Source organism: Halomonas sp. ML-15, from assembly GCF_014779595.1.
In the GTDB taxonomy this organism is placed as follows: Bacteria; Pseudomonadota; Gammaproteobacteria; order Pseudomonadales; family Halomonadaceae; genus Franzmannia.
This window is the reverse complement of record NZ_JACXZT010000019.1, coordinates 1544555-1556451: the sequence shown is the minus strand read 5'-3', so window position 1 is coordinate 1556451 and position 11897 is coordinate 1544555. Positions and strand designations below refer to the sequence as shown.

General features: G+C 63.9%; 9 protein-coding genes. 7 read left to right on the top strand and 2 right to left on the bottom strand.

Features of this window, described 5'->3' with window-relative positions; genetic code table 11:
• Positions 1 to 104: 104 nt before the first annotated feature.
• Positions 105 to 935, bottom strand: coding sequence for an outer membrane protein assembly factor BamD (locus IEI94_RS18905; RefSeq protein ID WP_191168793.1), 831 nt, complete (start codon positions 933 to 935; stop codon positions 105 to 107).
• A 115-nt stretch (positions 936 to 1050) separates the two neighbouring features.
• On the opposite strand from IEI94_RS18905, the gene rluD reads away from it, so the two are divergent.
• The 5 genes from rluD (at position 1051) to ilvN (ending at position 8260) form a co-directional block, all read left to right on the top strand.
• A complete protein-coding gene (rluD, locus tag IEI94_RS18900) occupies positions 1051 to 2010 on the top strand; it encodes a 23S rRNA pseudouridine(1911/1915/1917) synthase RluD (protein WP_191168792.1) in 960 nt (319 codons plus the stop codon).
• Between the two features lie 10 nt (positions 2011 to 2020).
• Positions 2021 to 2785, top strand: coding sequence for a peptidoglycan editing factor PgeF (pgeF, locus tag IEI94_RS18895; RefSeq protein ID WP_191168791.1), 765 nt, complete (start codon positions 2021 to 2023; stop codon positions 2783 to 2785).
• A 166-nt stretch (positions 2786 to 2951) separates the two neighbouring features.
• Positions 2952 to 5546: an ATP-dependent chaperone ClpB gene (gene clpB / locus IEI94_RS18890; RefSeq protein WP_191168790.1), complete on the top strand. Its 2595-nt coding sequence runs from the start codon at positions 2952 to 2954 to the stop codon at positions 5544 to 5546.
• 498 nt (positions 5547 to 6044) lie between these two features.
• Complete coding sequence (locus IEI94_RS18885; protein WP_191168789.1) at positions 6045 to 7769, top strand: acetolactate synthase 3 large subunit; 1725 nt, start codon at positions 6045 to 6047, stop codon at positions 7767 to 7769.
• The gene (gene ilvN, locus IEI94_RS18880) at positions 7769 to 8260 is read left to right on the top strand and encodes an acetolactate synthase small subunit (RefSeq protein ID WP_089659748.1); all 492 of its coding nucleotides are present in this window, start codon (positions 7769 to 7771) and stop codon (positions 8258 to 8260) included. The genes IEI94_RS18885 and ilvN overlap by 1 nt, the downstream gene beginning before the upstream one ends.
• Positions 8261 to 8318: 58 nt before the next feature.
• Here the strand turns inward: ilvN and ilvY are convergent, their stop codons facing one another.
• Positions 8319 to 9197 (bottom strand): HTH-type transcriptional activator IlvY, encoded by an 879-nt coding sequence (ilvY, locus tag IEI94_RS18875; protein ID WP_191168788.1) that lies wholly within the window; start codon positions 9195 to 9197, stop codon positions 8319 to 8321.
• 169 nt (positions 9198 to 9366) lie between these two features.
• Between ilvY and ilvC the strand changes: the two genes are divergently transcribed.
• Positions 9367 to 10383, top strand: coding sequence for a ketol-acid reductoisomerase (ilvC, locus tag IEI94_RS18870; protein WP_191168787.1), 1017 nt, complete (start codon positions 9367 to 9369; stop codon positions 10381 to 10383).
• A 161-nt stretch (positions 10384 to 10544) separates the two neighbouring features.
• Complete coding sequence (gene pssA / locus IEI94_RS18865) at positions 10545 to 11393, top strand: CDP-diacylglycerol--serine O-phosphatidyltransferase (RefSeq protein WP_191168786.1); 849 nt, start codon at positions 10545 to 10547, stop codon at positions 11391 to 11393.
• Positions 11394 to 11897 lie beyond the last annotated feature (504 nt).

Below are 11897 nucleotides of genomic sequence, written 5' to 3'. Positions count from 1 at the left end.
GCCGGTGTCGCAATTAAAACAGCAAAACCCCGTGGATGATGAATCCACGGGGTTTTGCGTATTGCAGCCACTATTGATGGCGGCACCATTCTGCTTGGCGCGACTTACGCCGAAATCGAGTCGGCGTCCACATGCAGCGGGCGGAAGGTGCGCCCGCTCAGGCGCTCGTGGCGCGGGTCGTTCTCGATCAGCACGGTCAGCACCTCGCGGGCGCGGTCACGCATGCCGAGGCCCAGATAGCCCTCGACCATCACCGCCAGCGCATCACGGTTGGCGGTGGACTCCGGGTAGTTCTCGACCACCCAGCGGCCGCGCTGAACGGCGGCCAGGTAGGCGCCCTTACGCAGGTAGAAATCGGCGACGTGGAGCTCCTGGGAGGCCAGCACGTTGCGCAGATAGATAATGCGCTGTCGGGCGTCAGGGGCGTACTCGCTCTCCGGGTAGCGCTGAATCAGCTCGCTGAAGTCGCTATAGGCATCCCGGGAGGCACCGAGGTCGCGGCGCGACAGGTCGACCAGGCGTAGCCGCTCGAGGCTGAAGCGGCCGGCCTGATAGGCCGACAGGCCACGCATATAGTAGGCGTAGTCGACCTGGGGGTGGTCCGGCTGCAGGCGGATAAAGCGTCCCGCTGCGGCGCGTGCCGCCTCCCAGTTGTTGGTCTCGTAGTAGGCGTAGATCAACTCGAGCTGGGCCTGCTCGGCGTAGTCGCCGAACGGGAAGCGGGTATCCACCGCCTCGAGCTCCTCCACGGCAGTGGAGTAGCGTCCTGCTTCCAGCGACGAGCGGGCCTGCTGGTAGAGTTCCTGTTCCGACACCTGGGGCAGGTCGTCGTCGGAATCGTCGTCACTGCCACCACCGAACAGGGCACAGCCGCTGAGCAGGGTCACGGCGAGGGCGAAGGCACCGAACCGGGTGCCGGTAAGCATAACGCGCATCTTGATCCTCGTATCAAACAACCCGGGTGGCCATGCTAGAATCGTTCGCAATCTGCCACAATCGGCCCACTATAACGCACCCGTTTGCAAAACACACAGGCCCCGCCGTTACATCATGTCCGAGACCCTACACCGTGACGCCCGCGTCCCCGACGCCATGGCCGGCCAGCGCCTCGACCAGGCGGCCGCCGAGCTGTTTGATGACTTTTCCCGTGAACGCCTCAAGGGCTGGATCCAGGCGGGCGCGCTTACCGTCGATGGTGGCCTGGCGCGGCCCAAGCACAAGTTGCACGGCGGTGAACAGTTGGTGCTTACCGCGGTGATCGAGGATGACACCCGCTTCGAGCCCCAGGCCATGGCGCTGGATATCGTCTTTGAGGATGCCGACGTGCTGGTGGTCAACAAGCCGGCGGGGCTGGTCGTACACCCGGCCGCGGGAAATCCGGACGGCACCCTGCTCAACGCCGTGCTCTATCATCACCCGGCGGCAGCGAGCATTCCGCGTGCGGGTATCGTGCACCGTCTCGACAAGGACACCACCGGGCTGATGGTGGTGGCCAAGACGCTGGCCGCTCAGGCGGCGCTGGTGGAGCAGCTCCAGGCGCGCAGTATGTCCCGCGAGTACGACGCCATCGTCACCGGGGTGATGACCTCCGGCGGCACCGTGGATGCGCCCATCGGTCGCCACCCCAAGGACCGCAAGCGTCAGGCGGTGACCGGGGGCGGCAAGCCAGCGGTGACACACTACCGGGTGACCGAGCGTTTTCGCCACCATACCCACGTGCGCTGCAAGCTCGAGACCGGTCGAACGCATCAGATCCGCGTGCATCTGGCCCACAAGCGCTTCCCGCTGATCGGCGATGCGCTCTACGGCGGGCGCCTCAAGCTGCCGCCGGGCGCCGATGAGGCACTCAAGGAGTTGCTGCGCGGCTTTCCGCGCCAGGCGCTACACGCTCGCAAGCTGGCCTTCAGGCATCCGGCCAGTGGGGCACGGGTCGAGTACCGTGCCGAGCTGCCCGATGACATGCTGATGCTGCTCGACTACCTGCGTCACGACCATGCCACCATGCGCTGAGGAGTTCGCGATGCATGACGCCGCCGACGACCTTCACCCTCACCCGACGCTGATCCTGCCCGACTGGCCAGCGCCAACCCGGGTCGGGGCCTTCGTCACTACCCGCGAAACCGGTCCCAGCCAGGGGCCTTTCGCGGCGTTCAATACCGCGCTTCACGTCGGCGATGATCCGGCGATGGTCGAGCGCTGCCGCGATCTGCTGCGCGCCCAGCTCGACGATGACCGCCCGCTGCTGTGGCTCGACCAGGTGCACGGTGCGGCGGTCCAGCAGGCCTATGCGACGGACCTGCCGCAGGCTGATGCGTCGGTGGCCGACGACAAGCGCTACGCCTGCGTGATCCAGACCGCCGACTGCCTGCCGGTGTTCTTCTGCGACCGCCTGGGCACCAAGGTCGGACTGGCCCATGCCGGATGGCGCAGTCTCGCCGGGGGCGTGCTCGAGGCCACCGTGGCGGCACTCGATATCGACCCCGACGAGCTGCTGGTGTGGCTCGGCCCAGCGATTTCCAACGCCCAGTTCGAGGTCGGTCCGGAGGTGTTCGATGCCTTCGCAGCGGTGCAGCCGGAGGCCGCTTCGGCCTTCGAGCCCAGCCCCTATCGGCTCGGCCACTACATGGCCGATATCTATAAGCTTGCGCGGTTGCGCCTCGAGCGCCTCGGGGTTCATCAGATCAGCGGCGGACACTTCTGCACCGCCTGCGAACCGCGCTTTTATTCCCACCGCCGCGACGACGGCCAGACCGGCCGCATGGCCAGCGTGATCTGGCTGCGCTGATGGCAATACCCCGCCACTCGCCTTGATCCACATCAAGGCGACGTGAGCTTTCCACGTCGCCGACTTGAAAGCGGCCTCTGCTGACTCCATTGATCATGTCAAGACGTTATTGACTGGGCCAAGCGGTGCGTCCGAACGCACCGCCACCCCAATGGAGGAAGATACGATGCGACCCGATAAATTCACCGGCAAGCTGCAGAGCGCTGTGGCCGATGCCCAATCGCTGGCGGTGGGCCGCGGCCACAACCAGCTCGATCCCGGCCATCTGCTGCTGGCGCTATTAGACGCCCGCGACAGCGGCATCAAGGGACTGGTGCAGCAGGCCGGCGGCGATAGCGGCCGTCTGCGTGCTGGGCTGGTACAGCATGTCGATGACCTGCCCAAGGTCGGCCAGTTCGATGGCGAAGTTCAGCCGTCGCGGGATTTCGTACGGCTATTCAATCTCGCCGACCGTGAAGCGCAGAAGCGTGGTGACCAGTTCGTGGCCAGCGAGCTGGTGCTGTTGGCGGCGCTGGAGATGGGTGGCGCGCTGGCCAAGACGCTGACCCAGGCCGGCCTGACCCGCAAGGCGGTGGAAGCCGCCATCGACAGCCTGCGCGGCGGCCAGCGCGTCGATGACGCCAACGCCGAGGACAATCGCGAGGCGCTCAACAAGTACACCCTCGACCTGACCGCACGGGCCGCCGAGGGCAAGCTCGACCCGGTGATCGGTCGCGACGATGAAATCCGCCGTACCATCCAGGTGCTGCAGCGGCGCACCAAGAATAACCCGGTGCTGATTGGCGAGCCGGGGGTGGGCAAGACAGCCATCGTCGAGGGACTGGCCAATCGTATCGTCGACGGCGAAGTACCCGAAGGCCTCAAGGACAAGCGGGTGCTGTCGCTGGATATGGGCTCGCTGCTGGCCGGGGCCAAGTTCCGCGGCGAGTTCGAAGAGCGCTTGAAAGCGGTGCTCAACGAGTTGGCTCAGGAAGAGGGGCGGGTGATCCTGTTCATTGACGAGCTGCACACCATGGTCGGCGCCGGCAAGGCCGAGGGCGCCATGGACGCCGGCAATATGCTCAAGCCGGCGCTGGCCCGCGGTGAGCTGCACTGCGTGGGTGCTACCACCCTCGACGAGTACCGCAAGTACATCGAGAAGGATGCTGCCCTCGAGCGGCGCTTCCAGAAAGTGCTGGTCGACGAGCCCTCCGAAGAGGACACCATCGCCATCCTGCGTGGCCTCAAGGAGCGTTACGAGGTGCACCACCGCCTCAATATCACCGACTCGGCGATCATCGCCGCGGCGCGGCTCTCGGCGCGCTATATCACCGACCGTCAGCTGCCCGACAAGGCCATCGACCTGATCGACGAGGCGTCGTCGCGGATTCGCATGGAGCTCGACTCCAAGCCCGAGGAGATGGACCGCCTCGACCGCCGGCTGATTCAGCTCAAGATGGAGCGCGAACACCTCAAGAAGGAGACCGACGAGGCGTCCAAGAAGCGTCTCGAGACCCTCGAAGCGCAGATCGATGAGCTGGCGCGGGAGTACGCCGACCTGGAAGAGGTGTGGAAGTCCGAGAAGGCCAGCATCGAGGGCGCGGCGCAGTACAAGGACGCCCTGGACAAGGCGCGGGTCGAGCTCGATGCCGCCAAGCGTCAGGGCGACCTGGGCAAGATGTCCGAGCTGCAGTACGGGGTGATTCCCGATCTCGAACGCAAGATTGCCGAGAGCGAAGCGGGCGGGGCGGATACCTCGACTCACCAACTGCTGCGCTCCAACGTCACCGAGGAGGAGGTCGCCGAGGTGGTGTCGCGCTGGACCGGCATCCCGGTGGCCAAGATGCTCGAGGGTGAGCGCGACAAGCTGCTGCGCATGGAAGAGGCGCTGCACCAGCGGGTGATCGGCCAGGATGAGGCGGTCACCGCGGTGGCCAACGCCGTACGCCGTTCGCGGGCCGGGCTGGCCGACCCCAACCGACCCAACGGCTCCTTCCTGTTCCTCGGCCCCACCGGGGTCGGCAAGACCGAACTGTGCAAGTCGCTGGCCAATTTCCTGTTCGACACCGAAGAGGCGATGGTGCGCATCGACATGTCGGAGTTTATGGAGAAACACTCGGTGGCGCGCTTGATCGGCGCCCCTCCCGGCTATGTCGGCTACGAAGAGGGCGGCTACCTGACCGAGGCGGTGCGTCGCAAGCCCTATTCGGTGCTGCTGCTCGACGAGGTGGAGAAGGCCCACGCCGATGTGTTCAACATCCTGCTGCAGGTGCTCGAGGATGGCCGCCTCACCGATGGCCAGGGGCGCACCGTGGACTTTCGCAACACCGTGATCGTGATGACCTCCAACATGGGCTCGGACATCATCCAGCGCATGGGCGCCAGTGAAGACGACAGCGAGCAGGGCTATGCGCATATGAAGGAGATGGTGATGGCGGTGGTCGCCGACCACTTCCGCCCCGAGCTGATCAACCGCATCGACGAGGTGGTGGTGTTCCATGCCCTTGGCCAGGAGCAGATCCAGGCCATCGCCGGCATCCAGCTCGAGCGGCTGCGCGGCCGACTCGCCGAGCACGAGCTAGGGCTCGAGGTCAGCGACGATGCCATGGCCCAGCTGGCAGTGGTGGGTTTCGATCCGGTCTACGGGGCGCGGCCGCTCAAGCGCGCGATTCAGAGCCGGCTCGAGAATCCGCTGGCCCAGGACCTGCTCAGCGGCAGGTTCGTGCCCGGCGACGTGATCAAGGTCAGCGCCGTCGACGGCCAGCTACACTTCAGTAAATAAGGCGTCTGCCGATAATTGATTAACACGGTCGCGTCCGACCTCGTTCACCCGTCTCGCTGGTCGAGACGGGTTTTTTAATGTCCGCGCCTTGCCGTTTTATCGACCTTGGGCTACCAGAGGCGGTTTCCCGGTTGACAGCGCTGCGGGGCTATTGGACTCTTGCGGTTCCTGATTGCGGGCGCGGACCATACGGGCAACCCCCACTCACCGCGCGAAGGGTAGGCCGAATGGCCTCTACCCGCCGAAGGATTTCCGGCCCGAGCTAACCGCTCGGTCTGGCCAACGCCCCCGACACGGCAAACCGCCGTGAAAAGGAACCGCCGATGCATGTTGCATGCGTTGGTGTTCCTGAATGAGAGTGCAGGCCCCAACAGGGCTCATTAGCCAGGGTTTGGCATCAGGTGCCGGCACTGCCGGCAGCGACGTACCGTCGCACTCGACCCCATGACCCGCACTGGGACATGGATCGCACTCGAGACCTCCAGGGGAGAAATACACGTGGAACTGCTTTCCGGCGCCGACATGATCGCCCGCTTCCTGCAGGATGAGGGCGTTGAATATATCTATGGTTACCCCGGTGGCGCAGCGCTGCATATCTACGATGCGCTGTTCCGCCAGGACAAGGTCAAGCACATCCTGGTTCGCCATGAGCAGGCGGCGACCCACGCCGCCGACGGTTATGCCCGGGCCTCCGGCAAGCCCGGCACCGTGCTGGTGACCTCAGGTCCCGGCGCGACCAATGCTGTGACCGGTATCGCCACCGCCTACATGGACTCGATTCCCATGGTGGTGCTGTGCGGTCAGGTGATGAGCCACCTGATCGGCGATGACGCCTTCCAGGAAACCGACATCATCGGCGTGACCCGCCCGATCGTGAAACATAGCTTCTCGATCAAGCACCCGTCCGAGATTCCGGAAGTCCTCAAGAAGGCCTACTATTTGGCCGCTACTGGCCGGCCCGGCCCGGTGGTGGTGGATATTCCCAAGGACATGACCGCGCCCACCGAGCGCTATGAGTACGTCTACCCGAAAAAGGTCAAGATGCGCTCCTACAACCCGGTGACCCGCGGCCATACCGGTCAGATCAAGAAAGCCGTGGAGCTGATGCTCAAGGCCAAGCGGCCGGTGTTCTACACCGGCGGCGGGGTGATAACCGGCCGCGCCTGCGAGGGATTGACCGATCTGGTCAAGCAGCTCGGTTTCCCGATCACCACCACCCTGATGGGCATCGGCGCCTACCCGCAGAGCGATGCTCAGTGCCTCGGCTGGCTGGGCATGCACGGCTCCTATGAGTCGAACATGGCCATGCACCATGCCGACCTGGTGATCGCCATCGGCGCGCGCTTCGATGACCGGGTCACCAACAACACCTCCAAGTTCTGCCCCACCGCCAAGATCGTGCATGTCGACATCGACCCCAGCTCGGTATCCAAGACGGTGCGTGCCGATGTGCCCATCGTCGGGCCGGCGGCCAGCGTGATCAACGAGATGATCAGCCTGGTTCAGGGCAAGGAGATCGCCCATCCCGATGCTCTCGGCGAGTGGTGGCAGAAGATCGATAGCTGGCGCGATGAACGCCGCGGCAAGCTCTATGAGCCCTCCGAGCCCGGCGAGGCGCTCAAGCCGCAGGAGGTCATCGAGGCGGTGTGCAAGATCACCCGCGGCGAGGCCTTCGTGACCACCGACGTCGGCCAGCATCAGATGTTTGCCGCCCAGTACTACCACTTCGACAAACCCAACCGGTTCATCACCTCGGGTGGGCTCGGCACCATGGGCTTCGGTTTTCCGGCGGCCATGGGCATCAAGAAGAGCTACCCGCAGGACGATGTGGTCTGCATCACCGGGGAGGGCAGCTTCCAGATGATGATGCAGGAGCTGTCGACCTGTAAGCAGTACGGGATTGGCGTCAAGATCGTCAATCTCAACAACGGCTCACTCGGCATGGTGCGCCAGTGGCAGGACCTCAACTACAAGTCGCGCCATGCGCACTCCTACATGGAGTCGCTGCCCGACTTCCAGAAGCTGATCGAAGCCTATGGTTTCACCGCCATCAAGGTAGAGCGTCACGAGGATCTCGAACCCGCTCTCGAGCGGGCCTTCGCCGACAACAACGAGCTGGTGTTCCTCGACATTTATGTCGACCCGCGCGAGCACGTTTATCCGATGCAGGTGCCCTTGGGCGCCATGCGTGACATGCTGCTTTCGAAGACGGAGCGGACCTGATGCGCCATATCATTTCGATCCTGATGGAAAACGAGCCCGGCGCGCTGTCCCGCGTGGTGGGGCTGTTCGCCCAGCGTAACTACAACATCGAGACGCTCAACGTGGCGCCTACCGAAGACCCGACCCTGTCGCGGTTGACGGTGACGACAGTTGGAGATGACCGAGTGATCGAGCAGATCACCAAGCACCTCAACAAGCTGATCGACGTGGTCAAGCTGGTCGATCTGACCGAGGGCAACCACATCGAGCGTGAGCTGATGATGGTCAAGGTCAAGGCGCTGGGCGCAGCGCGGGACGAGGTCAAGCGCACCGCCGACATCTTCCGCGCGCAGATCGTCGACGTGACGCCGAGTCTCTACACCGTGCAGATCACCGGTGACGCCGGCAAGCTGGATGCCTTCCTGCAGGCCATGGCGCCGGTGGGTATTCTCGAGGTGGCGCGCACCGGGGTGTCGGGGATAGCCCGTGGCGATAAGGTGCTCAGCCTTTAACCCAACCTCTGCCAGCCTATCAAGCCGCCCTCCGGGGCGGCTTTTTCGTAGGCCCTCTCTACACCTCCGCCCAAAGCGCGCGGATGAGTGGGCTCTTGAGGCGGCGCTTGGCGACGCACAGGCCAACGTCGTAGTGGGGCAGCTCGGGCTTGACCGGCAGGACCGTGACCCGGTCGTGGAGCGGGCTGTTATCGAGCACGATCTTGGGCACCACGCCGACGCCGAACCCCAGCCCGACCATGCTGACGATGGCCTCGTTACCGGCGACCTGGGCATAAATCTGCGGCGTGACGCCGAGCGCCTTGAACCAGGTGTCGCAGTGCTCGCGGGCCAGCCCCGACTCGGAGAGGATCATCGGGACCCCTGCCCATTGGGCGGCACTCGGCGTCTGCGGTGCACTGGGCATCCAACTGGTGTCTTCACGGGGGGCGATAAACACCAGCGGCGAGGTGGTCATCGGCTTGAAAGCCAGGCCCTCGGGCAGGGTGCGCGGCCGCGGTGTGATCGCCATGTCCTCCTCGCCGGCCAGCACCCGTCCGACCGACTCGGCGGGGTCGCCGGTGTGCAACTTGAGTTCGATGCGTGGATGACGCAGGCGGAACTCGCTGAGCAGCGCGTAGAGGAAGCTGTAGCTGGCGGTCACCGAGCAGTAGATGCTGATCTCGCCGGCCAGTTCGCGGGATTCGCTCATCAGCGAGTGGCGTATTGCTTCCCACTGTTCCAGCGCATCGCGGGCATAGTGCTGAAACAGCTGTCCCTGCCGGGTCAACGCGACGTGGCGGTTGTCGCGTTCGAACAGCGGCGCGCCGAGGTTCTCCTCGAGCTGCTGGATCGAGCGCGACAGGGTCGACGGGCTGATATGGCAGGCATCGCTGGCGCGACCGAAGTGGAGCATGTCGGCCAGGGCCAGGAAGTGCTTGAGCGGGCGCAAGTCCATATGAGCATTTCACTTATTGCAATGTGGTATTGCAAATATAGCGTTTTACGCAACGCCGTGCCTGGCTTATGGTGTCGTCATCGTTTCGACGACTCCCAGCGCCGCGCTAGACGGCGCAGGTGGCCATCAACGCTGAATTCCATATCTGCAATATCTCAGGAGAAGCCCAATGCGCGTCTATTACGATAAGGACTGCGACCTGTCCCTCATCCAGGGCAAGAAGGTCACCATCGTCGGTTACGGTTCTCAGGGCCACGCCCACGCCAACAACCTCAAGGAGTCGGGTGTCGACGTTACCGTGGCGCTGCGTGCCGGGTCGTCCTCTGCGGCCAAGGCCGAGGCCGCTGGCCTCAAGGTCGCCTCCGTGCCGGAAGCCTGCAAGACCGCCGACGTGGTGATGATGCTGGCCCCGGACGAAAACCAGAAGGCGATCTACGAGCAGGAGATCGCGCCCAACCTCAAGGATGGCGCGACCCTGGCCTTTGCCCACGGTTTCAACATCCACTACAACCAGATCGAACCGCGCAAGGACCTGGACGTGATCATGATCGCGCCCAAGGCCCCGGGCCACACCGTGCGCTCCGAGTTCGTCAAGGGCGGTGGTATTCCCGATCTGATCGCTATCCACCAGGATGCCTCGGGGACTGCCAAGGAGCTCGCGCTCTCCTACGCCGCCGGCGTGGGCGGCGGCCGCAGCGGTATCATCGAGACCACCTTCAAGGACGAGACCGAGACCGATCTGTTCGGTGAGCAGGCGGTGCTGTGCGGCGGCGCAGTCGAGCTGGTCAAGGCCGGCTTCGAGACCCTCACCGAGGCCGGTTACGCCCCGGAGATGGCCTACTTCGAGTGTCTCCACGAGCTCAAGCTGATCGTCGACCTGATGTACGAGGGCGGCATCGCCAACATGAACTACTCGATCTCCAATAATGCCGAGTATGGCGAGTATGTGACCGGCCCCGAGATCATCAACGACGAATCCCGTGCTGCCATGCGCAACGCTCTGAAGCGTATCCAGACCGGTGAATACGCCAAGATGTTCATCAACGAGGGCAACAGCAACTACCCGTCGATGACCGCGCGGCGTCGCCTCAACGCCGAGCACGAGATCGAGCAGGTCGGTGCCAAGCTGCGCTCCATGATGCCGTGGATCGCCGCCAACCAACTGGTCGACAAGTCGAAGAACTGATCGAACCGGAGGTTGATGCTGACAAGGGCGCGGATCTCCGCGCCCTTGTCGTTGCTGGGGCCTTGTTCCTGGCGATGCCCCCCCGTCGCTATCGTAATTCAGGCCAGAGTGTAGAATGGCAAAGGCGCCACGGCGCTTTTATGGGCAATGGAAAGAGACTTATGAGTCAAGAGCCGAGCACGCCAAAGCACGATCCAGCCGAACACGCAGCCTCATCGCGGGCCGACGAGGACATCGCCTCGGCCTTCGTGCGCGAGACCGAAGTCATCGAGGAAGCGGTGGAGGATGGGAAGAAGGTACGCCGGCGTGGCATCTATCTGCTGCCCAACCTGTTTACCACCTCGGCACTGTTTTCGGGGTTCTTTGCCGTAGTGGCCGGTATCAACGGCGACTTTACCGCCGCTGCGGTGGCGATCTTCATCGCCATGGTGCTCGACGGCCTCGATGGTCGGGTGGCACGCATGACCAATACCCAGAGTGCCTTCGGCGCCGAATACGACAGCCTCTCCGACATGGTGTCGTTCGGCGTGGCTCCGGCGCTGGTCGCCTTTACCTGGATTCTCCAGGATATCGGCAAGACCGGCTGGGTGGTGGCCTTCCTTTACGTGGCCTGCGCCGCTCTGCGCCTGGCGCGCTTCAACGTGCAGATCGGCAGCACCGACAAGAAGTGGTTTATCGGCTTGCCGAGCCCATCGGCGGCAGCCTTCGTGGCGGCCAGCGTCTGGACCTTCCACAGCTTCGATGCCGACGCCGTGGGGTTCAAGCTGCTGATGCTAGTGGTAGTGGCGGCCGCTGGGGTGCTGATGGTCAGCAATATTCGCTATCACAGCTTCAAGGATATCGATTTCAAGAAACCGGTGCCGTTCGTGGTGCTGCTGGCCGTCGTGCTTGGCTTTGTCATGATCTCGGTACAGCCGTCGGTAATGCTGCTGCTGCTGTTCGGCGCCTATGTGGTCTCGGGGCCGGCCCTGGCAGTCATGCGCAAGATGAGGGGCACGCCTGACGCCTGAGCCCCTTCGGTTCTGCCTGCAACGCCCGCCCTGCGCGGGCGTTGCTGTTTTCGGGCGGTTTATCCACACCCTCTGCTGGCGGGCGGCTGTGGAAGGTTTTGGCTGGCGCACTCTCCTTGCCTTGAACTTTTTCTCTGCTGGGGTCTTGCGGGGCCGGGGTGAAACCCTTAAAGTACGCATCCGCTGCTGCCGACGGGCATACGTTGGTAGCGGTGAAGAGAGATGCAAGCATTTGGTTTTGTTGGGTTTTTCTTGTCGATTCGATAGGAAAAGCGATTGACAGGGCCGCCGGAAACGGTAGAATGCACCTCGCTCGAACGGCGCGTCGCAAGACGCACGAGCGTGGCTCTAGGGAATCGGCGTAATCGGTTCTGCAGTGAGCGCCACGGCTTGACAAACTGCGCCGTTTCAGTAGAATACGCCTTCCTCGCCGGGCGCTGGCCGACACTCAGGGGTTAACCTTGAGGTCACGGCAACAGCGAGACGCTCCCACCCCTAGCCGGG